The organism is Polynucleobacter hirudinilacicola (genome assembly GCF_002192535.1).
GTDB classification, from domain to species: Bacteria; Pseudomonadota; Gammaproteobacteria; order Burkholderiales; family Burkholderiaceae; genus Polynucleobacter; species Polynucleobacter hirudinilacicola.
Genome location: NZ_NAIA01000003.1, coordinates 372,818 through 393,384 on the forward strand (window position 1 = coordinate 372,818; position 20,567 = coordinate 393,384).

Annotated in this window: 19 protein-coding genes and 1 pseudogene; 12 read left to right on the forward strand and 8 right to left on the reverse strand. The window is 44.8% G+C overall.

Translation table 11 applies throughout. The features are described 5' to 3' along the window. Positions 1-16: 16 nt before the first annotated feature. Complete coding sequence (gene ppsA / locus B6A14_RS06000) at positions 17-2,422, forward strand: phosphoenolpyruvate synthase (RefSeq protein WP_201721485.1); 2,406 nt, start codon at positions 17-19, stop codon at positions 2,420-2,422. 72 nt (positions 2,423-2,494) lie between these two features. Here the strand turns inward: ppsA and B6A14_RS06005 are convergent, their stop codons facing one another. The 5 genes and pseudogenes from B6A14_RS06005 to smpB form a co-directional block, all read right to left on the reverse strand. Then, entirely contained in the window at positions 2,495-3,370 is an 876-nt protein-coding gene (locus B6A14_RS06005; protein ID WP_087909564.1) for a peptidase, read from the reverse strand. A 57-nt stretch (positions 3,371-3,427) separates the two neighbouring features. After that, entirely contained in the window at positions 3,428-4,225 is a 798-nt protein-coding gene (locus B6A14_RS06010; RefSeq protein ID WP_087909566.1) for a transglutaminase family protein, read from the reverse strand. A 13-nt stretch (positions 4,226-4,238) separates the two neighbouring features. Next, the gene (locus tag B6A14_RS06015) at positions 4,239-5,216 is read right to left on the reverse strand and encodes an alpha-E domain-containing protein (protein WP_087909568.1); all 978 of its coding nucleotides are present in this window, start codon (positions 5,214-5,216) and stop codon (positions 4,239-4,241) included. A 16-nt stretch (positions 5,217-5,232) separates the two neighbouring features. After that, the gene (locus B6A14_RS06020; RefSeq protein ID WP_087909571.1) at positions 5,233-6,645 is read right to left on the reverse strand and encodes a circularly permuted type 2 ATP-grasp protein; all 1,413 of its coding nucleotides are present in this window, start codon (positions 6,643-6,645) and stop codon (positions 5,233-5,235) included. A gap of 132 nt (positions 6,646-6,777) precedes the next feature. Then, positions 6,778-7,231, reverse strand: a pseudogene (gene smpB, locus B6A14_RS06025) (SsrA-binding protein SmpB). A gap of 25 nt (positions 7,232-7,256) precedes the next feature. Between smpB and B6A14_RS06030 the strand changes: the two are divergent. Genes B6A14_RS06030 through guaA form a run of 4 tightly spaced genes read left to right on the forward strand, consistent with a single transcriptional unit; the run spans position 7,257 to position 11,142 of the window. Next, positions 7,257-7,694 carry a type II toxin-antitoxin system RatA family toxin gene (locus B6A14_RS06030; protein WP_087909573.1) on the forward strand — a complete coding sequence of 146 codons (438 nt, stop codon included), beginning with the start codon at positions 7,257-7,259 and terminating at the stop codon, positions 7,692-7,694. Next, positions 7,681-8,031 carry an RnfH family protein gene (locus B6A14_RS06035; protein WP_087909576.1) on the forward strand — a complete coding sequence of 117 codons (351 nt, stop codon included), beginning with the start codon at positions 7,681-7,683 and terminating at the stop codon, positions 8,029-8,031. Before B6A14_RS06030 ends, B6A14_RS06035 begins: the two co-directional genes overlap by 14 nt. A 26-nt stretch (positions 8,032-8,057) precedes the next feature. Beyond that, the gene (gene guaB / locus B6A14_RS06040; protein WP_087909579.1) at positions 8,058-9,521 is read left to right on the forward strand and encodes an IMP dehydrogenase; all 1,464 of its coding nucleotides are present in this window, start codon (positions 8,058-8,060) and stop codon (positions 9,519-9,521) included. Between the two features lie 13 nt (positions 9,522-9,534). Beyond that, entirely contained in the window at positions 9,535-11,142 is a 1,608-nt protein-coding gene (gene guaA, locus B6A14_RS06045; protein WP_087910293.1) for a glutamine-hydrolyzing GMP synthase, read from the forward strand. Between the two features lie 25 nt (positions 11,143-11,167). Here guaA and B6A14_RS06050 read toward each other — a convergent pair whose 3' ends face one another. The 3 genes from B6A14_RS06050 to B6A14_RS06060 are packed head-to-tail and all read right to left on the reverse strand — an operon-like array spanning position 11,168 to position 14,604. Next, entirely contained in the window at positions 11,168-12,865 is a 1,698-nt protein-coding gene (locus B6A14_RS06050; protein WP_087909582.1) for a thiamine pyrophosphate-binding protein, read from the reverse strand. A 1-nt stretch (position 12,866) separates the two neighbouring features. Continuing rightward, complete coding sequence (locus tag B6A14_RS06055; RefSeq protein ID WP_087909586.1) at positions 12,867-13,844, reverse strand: tripartite tricarboxylate transporter substrate binding protein; 978 nt, start codon at positions 13,842-13,844, stop codon at positions 12,867-12,869. Positions 13,845-13,854: 10 nt separating this feature from the next. Then, positions 13,855-14,604, reverse strand: coding sequence for a VOC family protein (locus tag B6A14_RS06060; protein ID WP_161491113.1), 750 nt, complete (start codon positions 14,602-14,604; stop codon positions 13,855-13,857). Positions 14,605-14,788: 184 nt separating this feature from the next. Between B6A14_RS06060 and B6A14_RS06065 the strand changes: the two genes are divergently transcribed. The 7 genes from B6A14_RS06065 (at position 14,789) to B6A14_RS06095 (ending at position 20,378) form a co-directional block, all read left to right on the forward strand. Then, entirely contained in the window at positions 14,789-16,438 is a 1,650-nt protein-coding gene (locus tag B6A14_RS06065) for a gamma-glutamyltransferase family protein (RefSeq protein WP_087909588.1), read from the forward strand. 66 nt (positions 16,439-16,504) lie between these two features. Continuing rightward, positions 16,505-17,170 carry an AzlC family ABC transporter permease gene (locus B6A14_RS06070; protein ID WP_161491114.1) on the forward strand — a complete coding sequence of 222 codons (666 nt, stop codon included), beginning with the start codon at positions 16,505-16,507 and terminating at the stop codon, positions 17,168-17,170. Further along, positions 17,167-17,502 (forward strand): AzlD domain-containing protein, encoded by a 336-nt coding sequence (locus tag B6A14_RS06075; RefSeq protein WP_087909590.1) that lies wholly within the window; start codon positions 17,167-17,169, stop codon positions 17,500-17,502. Before B6A14_RS06070 ends, B6A14_RS06075 begins: the two co-directional genes overlap by 4 nt. Before the next feature lie 62 nt (positions 17,503-17,564). Further along, a complete protein-coding gene (locus B6A14_RS06080; protein ID WP_087909591.1) occupies positions 17,565-18,095 on the forward strand; it encodes an RrF2 family transcriptional regulator in 531 nt (176 codons plus the stop codon). Positions 18,096-18,524: 429 nt separating this feature from the next. After that, positions 18,525-18,659, forward strand: a complete 135-nt coding sequence (gene pufB / locus B6A14_RS06085) for a light-harvesting antenna LH1, beta subunit (protein WP_269088051.1) — start codon at positions 18,525-18,527, stop codon at positions 18,657-18,659. Between the two features lie 17 nt (positions 18,660-18,676). Then, a complete protein-coding gene (locus tag B6A14_RS06090; RefSeq protein ID WP_087909596.1) occupies positions 18,677-18,871 on the forward strand; it encodes a light-harvesting protein in 195 nt (64 codons plus the stop codon). A 118-nt stretch (positions 18,872-18,989) separates the two neighbouring features. Then, positions 18,990-20,378, forward strand: coding sequence for a PucC family protein (locus B6A14_RS06095; protein WP_087909598.1), 1,389 nt, complete (start codon positions 18,990-18,992; stop codon positions 20,376-20,378). Positions 20,379-20,567: the final 189 nt, after the last annotated feature.

Consider the following 20,567-nt stretch of genomic DNA (forward strand, 5'->3'; position numbering starts at 1 on the left):
CCTTAGAGAGTATTTTATGTCCAACCAACAGCAACAAAATAGCAGTATGGTAGATGCCTATGTTTTGCCTTTTGAGCAACTTCGCATGACAGATGTTGAATCTGTCGGCGGTAAGAACGCTTCATTGGGTGAGATGATTTCTCAGCTGGCTTCAACAGGAGTACGCGTGCCAACTGGTTTTGCTACTACCGCATTAGCATTTCGTGATTTTCTGACGCATAACAACCTGACGGAGCGCATTCAAAAGCGTTTGGAAGGTTTGAATATTGATGATGTGCGTGCATTAGCTGAAGCTGGTGCTGAAATCCGCAACTGGATTGAGACGGCACCATTTCAGCCAAAGCTTGAAGAAGAAATTCGTAAGGGATTTGCTGTATTGGATGATTCTGGTAAAGGTTCATTTGCTGTTCGTTCATCTGCCACTGCAGAAGACTTGCCGGACGCTTCTTTTGCTGGACAGCAAGAAACATTCTTGAACGTTGAAGGTATTGACGATGTTTTAAAGAAGATCCGCGAAGTATTTGCTTCTCTTTATAACGATCGCGCAATTTCTTACCGCGTGCACAAGGGCTTTGCCCATGCTGAAGTAGCTTTATCTGCAGGTATTCAGCGCATGGTTCGCTCCGACCTTGGCGCTGCAGGTGTGATGTTTACTTTGGATACTGAATCAGGCTTTGAAGATGTAGTCTTTATCACTTCAAGCTACGGTTTAGGTGAGACAGTGGTTCAGGGCGCGGTAAACCCTGATGAGTTTTATGTATTTAAAACCACATTAGCTCAAGATAAAAAAGCAATCATTCGTCGCTCTTTGGGTTCTAAGCTCATTCAGATGCAATTTGCACCCAAGGGCTCTGCTGAGAAAGTGCAAACAGTCGATGTCACTCCAGAAAAGCGCAATCGCTTTTCTTTGGAGGATGCTGACATCACTGAATTGGCTAAGTACGCAGTCATTATTGAAAAACACTATGGCCGTCCAATGGATATCGAGTGGGGTAAAGATGGCCAAGATGGTCGCATCTATATTCTGCAGGCCCGTCCAGAGACTGTGAAGAGTCAGGCGGCTGGCCAAGTCGAGATGCGCTACAAACTCAAAGGTAGCTCAAAGGTATTGGCAAAAGGTCGTGCGATTGGTCAAAAGATTGGTGCTGGCCCCGTCAGAATTATTCGTGACCCAAGCGAAATGGATCGCGTTCAGCCAGGCGACGTTTTAGTAGCTGATATGACGGATCCTAACTGGGAGCCGGTAATGAAGCGTGCCTCTGCCATTGTTACTAACCGTGGTGGACGTACTTGCCACGCTGCAATTATTGCGCGTGAGTTAGGCGTGCCTGCGGTTGTAGGTTGCGGCGATGCTACCGAGCATTTACAGGATGGCATGATGGTGACTGTTTCTTGTTCCGAAGGTGATGAAGGCCATATTTATGATGGCTTAATCGAGACTGAGGTGACTGAAGTATCTCGTGGCGTATTGCCAGAGATTCCAGTGAAGATCACCATGAATATTGGCAATCCTCAGTTGGCATTTGATTTCTGCCAAATTCCTAATGCAGGTGTAGGTCTTGCCCGTCTCGAGTTCATCATTAACAACTACATTGGTGTTCATCCGCGTGCGGTGCTTGAGTATCCAAATATTGATCCAGATCTCAAGCGCGCAGTGGAGAGTGTGGCTCGTGGTTATGCTAGCCCGCGCCAGTTCTATGAAGATAAATTGGTTGAGGGTGTAGCAACGATTGCAGCCGCTTTTTATCCAAAACCGGTGATAGTTCGCCTGTCAGACTTTAAATCCAATGAGTACAAGAAGTTGATTGGCGGCTCACGTTACGAGCCCGATGAAGAAAATCCAATGCTGGGCTTCCGTGGCGCATCACGTTATGTATCCGAGGATTTTGGTGAAGCCTTTGCCCTTGAGTGCGCTGCAATGAAGCGCGTCCGCGAAGATATGGGTCTTGATAACGTTGAGATCATGGTTCCATTTGTTCGCACTATCAATCAAGCGAAACGTGTGATTGATATGATGGAGAAATTTGGTCTCAAGCGTGGTGTGAATGGCTTGCGCCTCATCATGATGTGCGAGATTCCATCGAACGCCATTCTGGCCGATCAATTCCTCGAGTATTTTGATGGTTTCTCTATCGGCTCTAACGATATGACTCAGCTTACCCTGGGCTTGGATCGTGACTCTGGTATGGAATTGCTTGCAATTGACTTTGATGAGCGTGATCCAGCAGTGGAGTTTATGATTGCGCGCTCAATTGATGCTTGCCGCAAGCAAAACAAGTACGTGGGTATCTGCGGCCAAGGCCCATCAGACCACCCAGACTTTGCGCGTTGGTTGGTAGAGAAGGGTATTACTTCCATCTCATTGAATCCAGATAGCGTAGTCGAAACCTGGGAAATGTTGGGTAAGAGTTTAAAAGCCTAAGCAAGTTACAGTAATCAATAGTGTTAAAAAAGCCTAGATTGAATCTAGGCTTTTTTATTGGGGCCACTCAATTTACTTTTTCTTGGCTACTACCTTTTTAATTGCCGCTTTCTTAGCGGGTTTGCTGGTTGTGGCCTTTGCGCGCGATATCGATGGTGGATGGTTGATTGGAACAGCCCCTATTTTCTTGGCAGGAATGGAGATGGCGCTCGATTTATTTGCGCCGCTCCAGCTGGGCTCGGGAATCGAATTAAAGGCCTCACGCAACTTCTCACCCCAGGATTGATGAATCATGGCGAAATAGGGGTTCCTATCATCTAGGGTGACAAGCTTAGTGGCCTTGAGAGAATTTTTTTCATAAACCAACATATCCAATGGCAATCCAACTGAAATATTACTTTTCAGAGTGGAGTCCATAGAAATCAAGGCGCACTTAGTTGCTAGATTTAGTGGTGTAGTGAAATTGAGTACGCGATCCAAAATTGGTTTGCCATATTTGGATTCGCCAATTTGGAAATAGCAGGTCTCGGGGGTGGCTTCAATAAAGTTACCAGCAGAGTAAATATTAAATAGGCGTGGGGCCTCACCTTTTACCTGACCACCAAAAATCATATTGCAATTAAAGTCAAGACCAGCTTTTTCAAGCGCCACATGATCACGGTCATACACTTGCTTGATGGCATCACCTACTACCACTGCTGCTTCATACGAGTTTTTAGCTGTCCAGAGATTTTTGCCTTTGAAAAGCTGTCCTTGAAGCAGTATCTCTTTAACAGACTGAGTAATTGCTAGATTGCCGGCGCTCATCATTACAAAGAAGCGGTCATTGCTCTTTTGGAAAATGCTCATTTTCCTGAAGGTGCCGATTTGATCTACACCAGCATTAGTGCGGGTATCGGAGAGAAAAACCAAGCCGTCTTTTAAGCAAAGTCCAATACAGTACGTCATACCCTAGCCCTTATTCATCATTTCTGAAATTATCCCTTAAATATCTCGATAGAGCTGCTAGGCTAGTTGTTGGATAGAGATGCTGGCACTCAGTTCCTCGCCGCCACCGCCAGAGCGAACGCCTTTGACGGGTGCTGCAGAGTAGTAATCGCGACCAATAGCCAATCGAATATGGCGTGAATCCACCAGACATGCATGAGTGATATCAACGCTGATCCAAACGCCCTGATCAATATCGCTGCAAAAGTCTATCCAAGCATGACTCGCAAGATTGGGGGACTCTTCAGCAAAGAAATATCCACTGACATAGCGGGCTGGAATGTTGGATGCGCGGCATAGTCCGAGCATGATGTGAGCATGATCTTGGCATACACCTGATTTCATGGCAAACGATTGAGCAGCAGTAGTAGCAAAGTTTGTCTGACCTGGTGAATATTCAATGGTTTTTTGAATTGCAGCAGCTAACTTTAAAACTTCATCCACAGAGTTCATCTTTGGCAGGTTGGCTGAAAAATATTTCAGCATCTCTTCGGTAGGTTCGGTCAAATGGGTTTGCTGTAAAAGATAGTAGGGTGAAACCGCCTTTGCATCATCAATAAACTCAAAGGCATCTTGGGTGTGCACTTCCCCCTCAGCTTCAATCATCATTGAGGTGTAAGGACTCTCTTGAACAAATACGTTGCACACATTTCCAAAAGTATCGATTGAGCTTGTAGATTTAATGGGGGTGCTCACCTTCCATTTATGAATCTCTTGACCTTTAATAGATGGTGGCGTCAGACGCAACTCCTGGATGGAGTAGCGTACCGGAGTCTCATAACGATATTCAGTGCGATGACGAATTTTTAAGCGCATAGTTTACTAACTCTTAGTTAGTTGCTAATGGGATTAGATAAGCATTACTAAACTCATCGGCGATATGATTAATGCGCTCTAGAAAGACTTCAATAAACTCTTCTAAACCTTGCTCAAAGACTTCATCAATATCGGAGAAGTCTAGACTAGCCTTGAGCTTACCCAATAAACGTTCAATCTCTTTAGATTGTTGGTTCTTCACTTCAGAAATCAAAGGAATGAGTTCATTGACGCAACAGACTAATGAGCGCGGCATTTGTTTATTGAAAATCAGTAGTTCAGCAACCTGCTGAGGGCTTACTTGATCAGAATAGATTTGACGATAGATCTCAAAAGCAGAAACTGAGCGCAGTAATGCAGCCCAGTGATAGAAATCAAAGAACTGACCATCGGTACCCTCATCAGAGCCTATCTTAGGGTTGAGGACCTTCAGTGCCGCTTGATCTTCATATTTGTTTTCTAGAATACGGCCAGTATTGTCAGCTCGTTCCAGGAGCGTGCCGACATTAATAAAGTAGAAGGCTTCATTTTTTAGCATAGTGCCATGCAGCACCCCTCTAAAGAGGTGGCAGCGGTGTTTTACCCACTCAAGTAGTCTGCTATGGTCAGCTTGATGTCTTGCCTCCAGAATGCGTTGTAACTCTAGCCAAGTAGTATTTTGGGTTTCCCAAACTTCGGAAGTAATTTTCCCCCGAATCACACGGGCGTTTTCACGTGCAGCATAAAGACAGGAAACAATGCTTGATGGATTGCTGGTTTCATAAATCATGAAATCCAAAACATTCTCGCGATTCACGACATCATAGTTACTTAAAAAAGCATCTTCCAGCTTGGAGATAGTGAGTAACTTCTTCCAGCTTTGCTCAAGGAACTCTTTGGGTTGTGGCAATAGGGAGGTTTGATGATTGACATCGAGCATACGGGCAGTATTTTCTGCACGCTCGGTATAGCGGGCCATCCAGTAGAGACAATCAGCGGTACGGCTTAACATGTTTTTCTTATCCCTCTTACGCTTCTAGTACCCAGGTATCTTTAGTTCCGCCGCCTTGGGAGGAGTTCACGACCAAAGAACCTTCTTTGAGGGCAACCCTAGTTAATCCGCCTGGCACCATCTTGATGGTTTTGCCAGAGAGCACAAAAGGTCGTAAATCAATATGTCTTGGGGCAACGCCAGACTCGACAAAAGTAGGGCAGGTGGAGAGGGCCAGAGTAGGTTGGGCAATATATTTATCAGGATTAGCAATTAAATGCTTTCTGAATTCTTCGATTTCAGCTTTGGTAGAGGCGGGTCCAACGAGCATTCCATAGCCACCTGCGCCATGAGTGAGTTTTACAACGAGCTTCTCTAAATTGGCTAGGGTATATGCAAGATCGTCAGCTTTGCGACATTGGAAGGTCGGTACGTTATTCAGAATCGGTTTTTCACCAAGATAAAACTCAATCATTTCTGGGACGTATGGGTAGATCGATTTGTCATCAGCAATGCCGGTACCAATTGAATTAGCTAAGGTTACATTTCCAGCGCGATACGCTGACAAAAGTCCAGCAACTCCCAGGGTAGAGTCAGAGCGGAAGGCAAGCGGGTCTAAGAAGTCATCATCTACGCGGCGATAGATCACATCTACTCTCTCGGGGCCTTGAGTCGTCCGCATAAAGACCTGTTCGCTCTTCACAAACAAATCTTTGCCCTCTACGAGTTCAACCCCCATTTGTTGCGCAAGATAGCTGTGCTCAAAGTATGCAGAGTTATACATCCCTGGCGTTAGAACGACTACGTTTGGTTTCTTAATATCATTGGGCTTAACCGATTTCAAACACTCCAATAAAAGATCTGGATAGTGTTCAACAGGAGCGATGCGATATTTTTGAAAGAGGTCCGGGAAGAGTCGCATCATCATCTTGCGATCTTCAACCATGTATGACACGCCAGATGGAACACGTAAGTTATCTTCTAGTACATAAAACTCACCTTCACCTGCGCGAACAATATCAATACCAGCAATTTGCGCGTAGATATCGCGTGGCACACTAACGTTGCGCATTTCTGGGCGGTATTGCGCATTGTTATAAATCTGTTCAGCCGGAACAATGCCTGCTTTGATGATTTCTTCATCGTGATAGACGTCATAGATAAATCGATTGAGTGCTTTAACGCGTTGACGCAAACCGGCTTCTAGTTGCTCCCATTCTTTGGCGGTAAAGATACGGGGTACTTGATCAAAGGGAATGGTTCTCTCAGCTCCAAGGTCATCACCATAGACTGCGAAAGTAATGCCGACGCGTCTAAAGATGAGATCTGCTTCAGCACGCTTTAGACCCATCAGGGAATCGCTCTGCTGCTTTAACCAATTATGAAAAATTTGGTAGTGGGGACGCGCTTTACCTGCAGCGTCGAGCATTTCATCAAAAGGCAATTTCATAGCTCTAAAACTAATGCCTTTAAAAAAACTGGATTTGGGGATTTGAAGCGGCTTGGTGCTGTATTGCACTATAAAAGTGCATATATGCTCAGATATTGACGCTGTGGGCAGTCTACCCCAGTTCTTGACCTACTAGGCGTTTAAATCGCCTCTTGCAATACGACCCTTTTGAACTTCCCATTCCCGCTCTTTGGTGGCAGCACGTTTGTCATGCTGGTTTTTTACCTCTGGCAAGCCCAATTTCGCATTTCACATTCCCTTTGGAGAAATGGAGGTTTAGCGGGACCAGGGTATAGCCCTTTTGCTCGACCTTGCCAATCAACTTGCGAATCTCAATGGCATTGAGTAGAAGTTTTCTGGTGCGAGTGCTCTCGGGAACGATATGAGTAGATGCTGAAAGCAGGGGGGTAATATGGCAGCCGATCAGGAAAAGCTCCGCCTTGCGAATGACGACATACGCTTCCTTGATGTGCACGCGACCTGCGCGGATGGCTTTGACTTCCCAGCCCTCCAGAACAAGTCCAGCCTCGAAGCGTTCCTCGATAAAATAATCAAAGAAGGCTTTTTTGTTATCGACGATACTCATAGTTATTTAGCTTCCAAGATCGATTATGGCAGACGTCCACAAGACCGTTTTAATTGGCCAATCAGCCGACCGAATGTATGGCTTAGTGACTGATGTGGCTCGGTATCCTGAGTTTTTGCCTTGGTGTGGCGGGGTCGAAATTTTTGAGCAGACTGAGACCGTTTTGGACGCCAAAATCAATATCAATTTCAAGGGTATTAATCAGTTCTTTCATACCCGAAATATCAATCACCGCCCAGAAACCATCGATATGGTCTTTGTGGATGGCCCCTTTAAGCATTTTTCAGGGCAGTGGAATTTCATTCCCCTGCGTGAAGACGCCTGCAAAGTCGAATTTAGGCTCCATTGGGAATTTAAGAGTGTCATCCTAGATAAGATCATCGGCCCCGTTTTTGGTCATATTGCCGGGACCTTCATAGATTGCTTTGTGAAAAGGGCGGAGGACCTTGATGGCAAGTCTTAGTCTAGATCTCTTGCTATGTGATGCTAGGAAGGGAGAGCCAGCTCTGCGCCCTTTTCAATTAGTTCTGAAAGCTGGTGAGCTTCCAACAGTAGGCTTGGCTTTAGTGAGAGCGGGCATTGCGACCGGTCAGGATGATCCCGCTCTAGCTAGAAAAGGCTGTTTTGGGGTCTTTGGGAAGCGCAAAGACTGGGATAGCCCAATTTACTCGGGGGACCGTTTAGAGCTCTATTCCCCGCTACTAATAGACCCTAAGAGCGTTAGGCGAAAGAAGGCTAATCAGAATCAGGATGCCAAATTCCAGGCTGCCGCAGCTAAAAGAAAGGCTAGGAGGCTATAATCTGTTTTTGCGACTAGGGGTTTTGCATGCGACTCATTCAAAAAGCACTCACTTTTGACGATGTGCTCCTCGTACCGGCCTATTCTTCGGTACTCCCTCGAGATGCCAGTCTGGCAAGTAAGTTAACTCGAGAAATTTCTCTTAATACACCGCTCGTATCTGCTGCTATGGATACCGTGACCGAGGGTCGTTTGGCAATTGCCATGGCCAGCGAAGGTGGTATAGGAATCATTCATAAAAACTTAACACCAGCTGAACAAGCGCGCGAAGTAGCAAAAGTAAAGCGTTATGAATCTGGTGTGCTGCGTGATCCAATTACGATTGCGCCAGAAGTCACTCTGCGTCAAGTGATTCAGCTCTCTCGTGAACATGGTTTCTCTGGATTTCCAGTATTGGTTGGCAAAGAAGTCGTCGGCATTATTACCAATCGCGATTTGCGCTTCGAAGAAGACTTAGATGCTGCAGTAAAAACAAAAATGACTCCACGTGAGCGTTTAGTAACCGTTAAAGAGGGTTGCTCATTAGAGGAAGCAAAACGCTTGATGAGTCAACATCGTTTAGAGCGAGTCTTAGTTGTCAATGACAAATTTGAATTACGCGGCTTAATTACTGTTAAAGATATTCTGAAGGCTACCGAACATCCTAATGCCTGCAAAGACGGCGAAGGTAAGCTGCGCGTGGGCGCGGCTGTTGGCGTTGGCCCTGATAATGATGAGCGTATTGAGCTTTTAGTTCGTGCAGGCGTTGACGTGATCGTCGTTGATACTGCTCACGGTCATAGCCAAGGCGTTCTCGATCGCGTTAAATGGGTCAAGAAAACCTTCCCTCATGTTCAAGTGATTGGTGGCAATATCGCTACCGGTGATGCAGCTAAAGCTTTAGCAGATCATGGTGCTGATGGTGTGAAGGTTGGTATTGGTCCTGGTTCAATCTGTACCACTCGTATTGTTGCGGGTGTTGGTGTTCCGCAAATTACTGCGATCGTGAATGTAGCTGCTGCACTTAAAGGTACAGGCATTCCATTAATTGCAGACGGTGGCGTTCGTTATTCTGGTGACGTTGCAAAAGCGCTCGCTGCTGGCGCAAGCTCTGTCATGATGGGTGGTATGTTTGCTGGTACCGAAGAAGCCCCTGGAGAAGTGTTCTTGTATCAAGGACGCTCATACAAAAGTTATCGTGGCATGGGTTCCTTGGGCGCGATGGCTGATGGTTCTGCAGATCGCTATTTCCAAAACGATATTGTTGCCAATGCAGAGAAGCTAGTTCCAGAAGGCATTGAAGGTCAAGTGCCATACAAGGGCAGCGTTCTGGCAATCTTGCATCAACTCACTGGAGGTATTCGTTCCTCGATGGGTTATCTTGGTTGCAAAACGATTGACGAGTTACATGAAAAAGCCAATTTTGTGGAAATCACTTCAGCAGGTGTACGCGAGTCACACGTTCATGATGTGAAGATCACCAAGGAAGCGCCGAATTACCACATTGATTAGGGCTGTTTCTTTCGTGCACGACAAAATACTGATTCTCGACTTTGGTTCTCAGGTAACTCAATTAATTGCTAGACGTGTGCGTGATGCACGAGTGTATTCAGAGATCCATCCTTATGATTGCGATCCAGAATTCATTCGCCAATTTATCCAAGAGCAGGGCGGTAAAGGAATCATCCTTTCTGGCGGTCCAACCTCGGTAACAGAATCTGGTAGCCCTCGGGCCCCTCAAATCGTTTTTGAATTAGGTGTGCCTGTATTGGGTATTTGCTACGGCATGCAAACGATGGCAACCCAATTGGGTGGCGCAGTAGCGTCTGCCGAGTCACTAGGCAAGGCCCGTGAATTCGGTTACTCAGAAGTGCGTGCTCATGGCCATACTAATTTACTCAAAGGTATTCAGGATTTTTCTACTAGCGAAGGACATGGCATCCTCAAGGTGTGGATGAGCCATGGTGACTCTGTTACCACTATGCCTCCAGCCTTCAAGTTGATGGCCTCCACTGAGTCTTGTCCTATCGCTGGAATGGCAGATGAAGATCGCCGTTTTTATGCATTCCAATTTCATCCAGAAGTTACTCATACCATTCAAGGCACTGCAATCATTGAGCGCTTTGTGCATGAGATTTGCAAATGCAAGCCTGACTGGGTGATGGGTGATTACATCAGTGAGGCTGTTGAAAATATTCGTAAGCAAGTGGGTGATGAAGAAGTCATTCTGGGTTTATCGGGCGGCGTTGACTCCAGCGTTGCTGCTGCTCTGATTCATCGTGCGATTGGCGATCAATTAACTTGTGTGTTTGTTGACCACGGCCTACTGCGTTTGAACGAAGGCGACATGGTCATGGAGATGTTTGCCCGCAATCTCGGCGTCAAAGTGATTCGAGTAGATGCAAAAGATACCTTTATGGGTAAGTTGGCAGGCGTTTCTGATCCTGAAGCAAAGCGCAAGATCATCGGTAAAGAATTTGTAGAAATTTTCCAGAGCGAGTCTGGCAAGATTCAGAATGCTATGTGGCTTGCTCAAGGCACCATCTATCCAGACGTGATTGAGTCTGCTGGTAAGGGTAAAAAGGGCGCGCATACCATCAAGAGTCATCACAACGTCGGTGGCTTGCCGGAGGATATGCACCTCAAGCTGCTAGAGCCATTGCGCGAGCTCTTCAAAGATGAAGTACGTGAGCTCGGCGTGGCATTGGGTTTGCCACGTGAGATGGTTTATCGCCATCCATTCCCTGGCCCAGGTCTAGGTGTGCGTATATTGGGTGAAGTGAAGGCTGAGTTTGCAAATCTCTTGCAACGTGCTGATGCAATCTTTATTGAAGAATTACGTAACACCATTGATGAGGTGAGCCAAAAGTCTTGGTATGACTTAACGAGTCAAGCCTTTGCAGTTTTTCTCCCAGTCAAATCGGTTGGTGTGATGGGTGATGGCAGAACCTACGAATATGTTGTGGCGCTCAGAGCAGTTCAAACACAAGACTTTATGACGGCGCACTGGGCACATTTACCCCATGAGTTATTAGGCAAAGTTTCTAATCGCATCATCAATGAAGTGCGTGGCATCAATCGAGTGGTGTACGACATCAGTGGCAAGCCACCTGCAACGATTGAGTGGGAATAGTCCAACCGTTTCTCTTAGCTACTCTTTAGCCCATCCATTGGCTTACAGGCGCAGCTGCATCTTGTAGAGGTTGGGAAATAATATCCACTAATGCTGGTTCACCACATTCAATTGCAGCCTTAAGGATTGCCTCTAATTTTTGAGGGTTATCAACACTCCAAGAGCGCACCCCATAAGCTTCAGCGACTTTGGCATGATTGGTGCGATTAAAGTCAACGGAATAATAACGTTCGTTATATCCTGATTTTTGGCTCGCTTTAATCCAGCCATATACTGAATTGGAAATCACAATCATCAGAATTGGTAGCTTATAACGAGTGATAGTTTCTAATTCACCAACTGTAAAACCAAAGCTTCCATCGCCCATAACGGCGACACACTTAGATTGAGGTTGACCAACGGCTGCCCCAATGGCCGCGGACATTGCAAAACCTAATGCGCCATGAGCGCGATTGGTAATAAAGTGTCTTCCTGATATTTCGCTTTGAAAATAAGCAGAAAAATAGGGGCATGGGGTGCCAGGGTCTGCACAAACAATAGCATTTTTAGGTAAAAGTTTATTTAAGGAATGCACGATTCTTTCTGGCAGAATCGGCGTGTCCTTACTATTAGCTAGTTTAAGAAAAGGCTCAAATTTGAGTGCTTTTGCTTTAGCAACTATCGCTTTTCCGTCGACACAGCCATTGACTCTATTTTGGATGCTTGCCTTTAATCTGCCATGAAGTTCTTCAAGGGTTAGTTTGGCATCACCAACCAGGCTTACCTTGGTTGGATAATTTGCACCAATGGTTTCTGGATCAATATCCAAATGGATGATGGGGATTGTCTTATTGGGGAAGCGCCAATTCTCAGTAGTTGTCGATCCAGCGCGACACGTAATAAAAAATACAAGATCAGCACTATTAACCACTTCTCTGGTTGCCATGACTCCGCCATTGGCTCCTACAACACCAACGTTGAGAGGGTGGGTGTCAGATAAGCTGCCTTGGCCACTCACGGTGGTGCAAACAGGAATATTCAGTAATTCTGCGATATTTTGAAGGACTTGTTCTGCGCCAGAATTGATAATGCCGCCACCACAGATAAATACAGGAAATTTAGCGCTTAAGATTTCCTTTGTTGCTTTCTCAATATCTTCATCATTTGCCACATAGCGTTGTGATGGATAGTGAGAATGTTCTTTTTGAGCCCAGATATCACTGGAGGAGACGGGATGCTTTTGTACATCATGCGGTAGGCAAATATGAGCGCTACCCGGCTTGCCAGTTGTCATTGCCCTAAAAGCATTGCGAACAGCTGAAGGTATTTGCTCAGCTAAATCAATAGTGGTATTCCATTTTGTTAGTGGTCTATATAAGGCCTGCTGGTCAAGCTCAGTCAGAGGAAATTTGCCACGGGATGTGACTGGCACATCAGATGTAATTCCTAGAATAGGAATAGAGGATTCATTAGCTTCAACCAACCCTGGCAATAGATAGGTTGCACCACCACCGCTAGGTCCTTCGCAGACGCCAACCTTGTGCGTTACTCTTGCATAAGCATCGGCCATATATCCAGCGCTACGCTCATCTCGAGTGAGAATATGTTGTATCCCGTGATCAAGAGTGGCAAGCGCATCATAAAGCGGGAGACTAGTGTCGCCACATAATCCAAAAATATGTTTGACATCGTATTCTTGGAGCATGCGCACGAGAGCCTCAGCGCCATTTATTTTGTCATGCATATTAATCTTCTAAATTAAGCCGAGTATTTTTTACAAATTGCTGCCACCGGTCAAACTCGCGCTTAACATGTTTATCCAAGGTGGGACCATCGCTAGCTTGCACGTCGAAGCCCCCTTGTGTCAGTTTGGACTTAATTTCAGGATCATTTAATACCGCTTGAAAATCAGCAGTCAGTTTTTTCACAGTAGCACCTGGAGTATCAGCCGGAGCAAAAGCTCCGATCCATGAGTAAGCCTCAAATCCTGGATAGCCTGATTCTGCAACAGTTGGAGTATTTGGTAGTTCTGGTAAGCGTTGCGCTCCTGTAACGGCAAGCGCCTTCAGCTTGTCAGCCTGGATTTGACCCTTCAGTGCGGCATAGCTGAGTAGGGTCATACTGGTAGTATTGCCGACGACTGCTGCAATAGCAGGACCGCCGCCGCCATAAGGAACATGAAGCACAAATATTCCCGCTTTACGTTTTATATCTTCCATAGCCAACTGGTTTAGTGAGCCTATTCCAGTTGATGCATAGCTATACATACCTGGATTTTTTTTCGCTGAAGCAATAAATTCTGCTAAGTTATTTCCACGCACGGATGGGTTAGCTGCTATCACAAGAGGAAAGCGTACTAGTAAACTTACTCCTACAAAATCCTTAAAAGTGTCATAGGGAAGATTGGGTTTAACAATTGGATTAATGGAGTGATTATCAAAGCTAATTAATAAGGTATTTCCATCAGGTGTTGATCGAGATACATGCTGGGTAGCAATTTGACTGGCAGCTCCAGGACGATTTTCAATCACTACAGGTCTGCCAATTCGCTCTGCAAGCTTAGACTGAATGGTGCGCGCAGTGATATCGGTGCTGCCACCCGGAGGGAATGGCACAACTAAAGTGAGGGGTTTATCACTTTGAGCATAACTTGCACTCGACAGAGCACAAATAGTTAAGCTGGAGAGAAGTAATTTCGAAATTAATTTAAAAGTAATTTTCATTGTCTGATCTCTAGAGATTTTGGAAGAAATGACTATCAATGCTGAAGTCTACAGGATCTAAGGAAGTTTTACATATCTGTACACTTAGGATTTGTGCCTCATTGAAATGAGGTGTTTTTTGAATGTTTAATTCAATATTCGGAAGAATTAATTGAATAGACTCTTCTTCGGAGATGATGTGCTCTTCACTGAGATTTAGTAGTCTACTGAGAACTTTTTTGCTGTCCTCAATATCAGGACTTGTAATCGTAATTTTCTGTAGACGGCTCAATTGGTTAGAGTGCTTTAGCCATTTATTCTGCCAAACATACTGCGGTGTCAGGTGTTCACAAAAATAGATCCTAATACCAGGAAGCGGTTGTTTAGAAAATCGTACTGCTTTAAATTGAACTAGTACTGATTTACCTAAAAATTCGGATTCACGACTGAGGTCTTGAACTGGGTTTACAGAAAATCCCATTCTTGATAGTTGCTCAAAGGTTTTTTGAGCATCATCTGTGCGAAACACAAGAGCGTTTAAACCAAGTGATTGATTGGCAATTTCTACTCTTTGGACGGGCTTGTCAGGCTCCCACCCTAGTAGCTCAATATAGGCGCTATCCAACATAATGAGCTGATTGATTGAGCCTAAATTATGGTGAGCAATGGGCGTTAATTGAAACCCTTGGGTAGAAAATTTTTGACTCAGCGCATGAAGCTTATCTCTACCTATGATCACTAAGTGGTCAAAAGAGTATTCTTGAAGATGGTTTTGATTCACGGAGTATTGGAATATTGAATAGAGATTTTAAAAAATTATCATATACGATATTAGATTGATAGAAATAGATGGCTCGGAGCCTATTTTGGGTTTTTTCGGGAAATGTCATTGAGGGTTACAAAAAAGCGGATGTGTTGGAGTAATCTGAATTAAAAGGCTCAAATTAACGCGGAATAATTGATTTATGAAATTTAATTGGAATAATCCATACCCAAGTATTCGGGTGCCGGTGATGGGGCGAAATGTCGTATCTACTTCACATCCTTTGGCTGCACAAGCTGGCCTCATGATTATTCACCAGGGCGGTAATGCGATTGATGCTGCCATAGCTGCTGCGGCAACATTAATGATTGTGGAGCCGGTATCAAATGGCTTGGGAAGTGACTGCTTCGCAATCATTTGGGATGGCAAGGAGTTGCATGGTTTGAATGCATCGGGAGTGGCCCCACAAGCCTGGAGTCCAGAATATTTTTCACGTAAATATGGAGTTGATAGTCATGGTTTAGCAAATAAACCTATGCGAGGTTGGGATTCTGTGACGGTGCCAGGAGCATTGGCAGGCTGGGAAGAGCTGCATAGACGTTTTGGCTCACTTCCGTTTGAAGATTTATTACAACCTGCAATTGAAATTGCTGAAAAGGGATATGCTCTGGCGCCCGTAGTTGCTCATAAGTGGGCAGCCGCCATACCCGATCTTCAGCAGCAGCCCGGATTTGCGCAGACATTTATGCCTCATGGACGCGCTCCAGAAATTGGAGAGGCCTTTCGTTTTCCATCGGCAGCTAAGACCTTTAAAAAAATTGCACGCTCTGGAATTCGTGAATTCTATGAAGGAGAGATTGCTCAAGAGATTGCCTTGCATGCAAAAAATCATGGTGGATCAATGACGGAGCATGATCTTTCCAGCTACAAACCAGAGTGGGTCGGGACAATTTCTCAGGATATTTATGCTGCAGATGGAAAAACCTATTCCATGCATGAAATTCCGCCAAATGGTCAGGGTATAGGTGCGTTGATAGCTCTTGGCATCTTGCAAAACTTCGACCTTGCTAGTTTGCCTGTAGACGGTGTTGAGAGTCAGCATCTGCAAATTGAGGCAATGAAGTTGGCATTTGCAGATGTTTATCAATATGTTGCAGACCCTAAGTCAATGATGGTAACGCCTATGCAAATGTTAGACCCAGCATATTTATCAGAGCGTGCCAAGTTAATTAACCCGCACAAGGCTACTCACTTTAATTTTGGTATGCCGCAGTCTGGAGGGACAATTTATTTAACTGCTACTGATGAACATGGTCGCATGATTTCATTTATTCAAAGTAATTACATGGGATTTGGTTCTGGTGTAGTTGTTCCCGACTGGGGAATCAGCTTGCAAAATCGTGGATTTGGTTTCTCGATGGATCCCAAGTCAGCCAATGTGGTGGCAGGAGGTAAACATCCATTTCATACGATCATTCCAGCGTTTCTAATGCGCAAAGAGGAAAATTGTAGTGTCCCGCAAATGAGTTTTGGTGTGATGGGGGGTGACATGCAGCCTCAAGGCCACTTACAAACCGTTTTAAGAATGCTTTCGTATCGCCAACAACCTCAGGCAGCCTGTGATGCTCCTCGCTGGAAGGTTAACCGCGACTTCAGTTTAGATGTTGAGTCAAATATGAATCCAGATACCGTCCAGGGTTTATCTGCACTGGGGCACACGCTGAAAAAAATAGAGGATCCATATATGGATTTTGGAGCAGGACAATTTATTTGGAGATTATCGGATGATATTGGCGATGGCTATATTGCTGCTAGCGATCCTCGTCGTGATGGTCAGGCCGTAGTCTATTAATTTGATCAAAGCATAACCCTTTTGAAATTTTTCCAACAACCCCCTTTTATTCAGGGCTGCAAAGTGATGCTCGAGTCATCTCCGGGCATCATTGCTTGGTCGTTAGTCACGAGTATTAGTTTGCTCAGCGCTGGACTTAGCCCAGCAAATACATTTTGGTTCAATATTCTGGTCTATGCTGGGTCATCCCAGTTGGCGGTGATGCCATTGCTTGCCGGAGATTATCCGTTTTGGACTGTTTGGCTAACGGCATTAATTGTGATGTCCCGTTTTGTCATTTTTAGCGCTGTCCTTCAGCCTCACTTCCAACGTTATTCTTTCTGGCAAAGGTTGGGTATCGGAGGCCTAAACACCGATATGAGTTTTGCGAAATTCATTGAAAAGTTTCCATCACCAGAAAATCCTCAAGGGAGTCAGGTTCAACTGCTCTATTTCATGGGGATGGTTTTAGCACATTGGTTTTTTTGGCAGATCGGTGCATTAATCGCCATTTTTGGTGGGTCTTATATTCCGAGCTCTTGGGGACTTGGGTTTGCTGGACCTCTCGCATTGATAGCCTTGATCATTCCCGCGATTAAACATAAAACTGCGGTTATCTCAGCATTAACCGCCGCAGTTACTTGCGCCTTAACAATCAATCTGCCATATCGCTTAACGATTGTTTGCTCAGTGATTGCTGGCGTGATGGCTGCGGTATTGGTGGATAAACAATCTCAAAGGAAGATCGTATGAATATAGTAGACCTATGGATTGCTTTTTTTGGACTGATGCTAGTCAGCATGCTGAGCAGAGGCTCTTTTCTTTTGGCTGGCTCAAAATTCCCTATTCCTAGAACTGTTCATGAGTTCTTACGCTATGCACCTACCGCTGCACTGATTGCAATTGTTCTTCCAGATGTATTGTTTGTAAAAGATCCAGCAACGCAACTATTCGAATTAAACCTGTTTTCACCCCAGCTATTTGGAGCTATTGGTGGGACGATTGGATTCTTGGTCACCAACAGCATCTTGGCGACCATATTATTGGGAATGACCTTTTTTACTCTGGCCAGATTTTTGATCTAAATAAACCCCTGCTGAAATATTGGGGGGTTTTACTTTGGACCTATTAGAGGTATATTGAAAGCATGCGAATCTCTAGTAAAAGCAAAATTGCCTTCCAAATTCTGTTGGACATTGCAGCCCATACTGCACACGGCCGTGCCATTTCAATTCCGATCATGTGTCATCGGCACAAGCTGTCTCATTCTTATTTGGAGACTATCTTTTCTCAATTAAGGGTTGCTGGAATGATCAGAAGTCATCGTGGTCCTGGTGGTGGTTACTCTTTGAGTAAAGAATCAAAAGACATTTCCTTGTATGACGTTGTATGCCTAATGGGCGGAAATGAAATAGTTCGTGAGGATTTAGGCTCCATTTTTTGGTCTGATCTTGATAAACATATGAGTATTCAAATGCAGCAGATGACGCTATCTGAGGCATTGCAAAAGTTATCCATTACGATTGAGCAAAGTACAAAAGGCTTTAACCACGTTAAACCTAGTCACGTTACTCAGGTTCTAGCTATTCCACAAAAGAAGAGGGCGTTGAAGAAGGCTAAGCCACGCTTAGGTCCAAACTCAGTATTTGCATTTGGCAACTACCTAAAGACTTCTTGATATTCATCGTTGGCTTCAGCCCAACGAATGCATGGCTGAGTTAAAAGTCATACAACTTAGCCTCAGATCTACGAAGCGCGGCTACCGGTTATTCCCATTGTTATAAAGCGACCAGTCACCACTGATAGGCATTTATCGCTATAGAAATCTTGACGACTTTTATATTAGGGTAAATACTAATTTTGTATATATTTTTACAACAATCAAAAATCAATCGGAAATTAATTATTTCTATAGGTATATGATTTTTATAGAAAATTTACTAACCCTGAATTAAATATGTACATTAACCTTGACATTTCTAAGTGTATTTAATAGATTACATATGTAGTAATTGGAAACAGTGATTTTGGTCACTACCCTGCGTGCGGGGTTGCACGTTTAGTTAGTCTTTTCTATAGGGAGACGCAAACTATGTCAGATGGAAAAATGAGCCTTACCGGCCTGACGGAGGAACAATCAGAGGAGTTGCATCGGAATCTGATTCAGGGGACCCAGTTTTTTGGGATGATTGCAGCACTAGCACATTTGCTTGCTTATATTTATTCGCCTTGGCTTAAATAAGGAAAAGGGAGATCAATATGATTTACGGAAAAATGTGGACGGTAGTGAAGCCTACAGTTGGAGTTCCGATCATGCTAGCAGCAGTGGCAATCGGTTCTTTTAGTGTGCACTTAGCAATCTTGACTCATACAACTTGGGTTAGTGGTTTCTTAGAGGGTGGCGCCAAGACGGCGGCAGTAGCAACGGCACCCGCGGCACCGGTTAAAAAGTAAAGCGCTTTAGACCACTATCAAGGCTGGCTTAATACCAGCCTTTTTAGTTTCTACGATTACATAAAAACCATCAGCATTACTTCATGTATATCTATGCCACTAAGGTAGAATTTATTAAATGAAGCGAGTGACAAAAATGCTCATGCAGTCCTGGTCTAATCTTGGGCCTCGATATCTTCCCTTTGCGGATGCTGCTTCAGATGACTTACCTCTATCAAGATTACTAAGACTCTCTCTTTTTCAGGCCTCCTCAGGGATGGCATTGGTTTTGCTGGTTGGTACCTTAAACCGCGTGATGATTGTGGAGCTGCATGTGCCAGCTTCGATTGTTTCAGTGATGATTTCATTGCCAATCATCTTTGCCCCTTTTAGAGCTCTCATAGGCTTTCGTTCGGACAAACATAAATCGGCGTTTGGTTGGCGAAGAGTGCCCTTTATCTGGATGGGTACGCTAGTTCAATTTGGCGGACTATCCATCATGCCATTCGCATTGCTGGTTTTATCGGGCGCTGGCCAATCTGCACAAGCGCCAGTTTGGATTGGTTGGGCTGCCTCTGGCCTGGCATTTTTACTGGTAGGTGCTGGTATCCATATTACTCAGACAGTAGGCTTGGCCCTAGCGACAGATCTGGCGCCTGAAGTCGATCAGCCGAAAGTGGTTGGGTTGATGTACGTCATGCAGCTGCTTGGCATGATTGTGAGTGCGTTGGTATTTGGTTTGGCTTTAAATGAATTTAGCCCTGGCAAATTAATTCAGGTCATTCAAGCTGCTGCAATTATTACGCTGCTACTGAATGTCATCTCCTTGTGGAAACAAGAGCCTAGAGGTCAAGTAGAAAAGAAATCCTCTAGAGAGCCTTCGTTCTTAGATTCTTGGCGCACTTTTGCCCAAGGTGGCAACGCTAAAAGAAGGCTGATTGCTGTTGGGTTTGGAACGATGGCTTTTAGTATGAATGAAGTTTTACTGGAGCCTTATGGCGGGCAGATTTTAGGTATGAGTGTGAGTGATACCACCATGCTCACTGCAATCCTAGCGCTTGGGGGATTAATTGGATTCAGCTGGGCATCTCGTGTGCTTGGTAAAGGCACTGATCCGTTCTATATGGCCACTATTGGCGCACTAGTGGGTATTCCAGCATTTCTATTGATTGCGTTATCTGCACCACTGGCTTTGACGGTACTTTTCTTGTTAGGTACTTTTTTGATTGGTTTTGGCGGCGGCCTTTTCAGCCACGGAACTTTAACTGCAACGATGCAGTTGGCACCTTCCAATCAAAGGGGTCTTGCATTGGGGGCATGGGGCGCAGTGCAGGCAACTGCGGCCGGGATTGCAATTGGCCTGGGCGGGGTCATTCGAGATATTGTTGTTGCAATTGGCGCAACAAATTGGCTCCCTGAGGGGGTAATAGGCCCAGCCACAGGCTATTCTTTCGTATATTTCTTGGAAATTGGCCTATTGATTGCTACAATTTTTTCCATGACAACGCTTTTGCCGAAGAGGAAATAAAATCGCTTTTAGCCGTTGTATCTATTTTACGAAGTATGCGTTTTATTCGAGGAGACAGAGATGAATGTAACTGGAATTTTATTAACAGCTTGGGTAATTGTTTGCCTTATCACTCTTGCATCAATGGCAAAACGCCTTACTAGCAAATATAAGTAAAAGATTTACTTGAGACACCTCATGTTGATATGT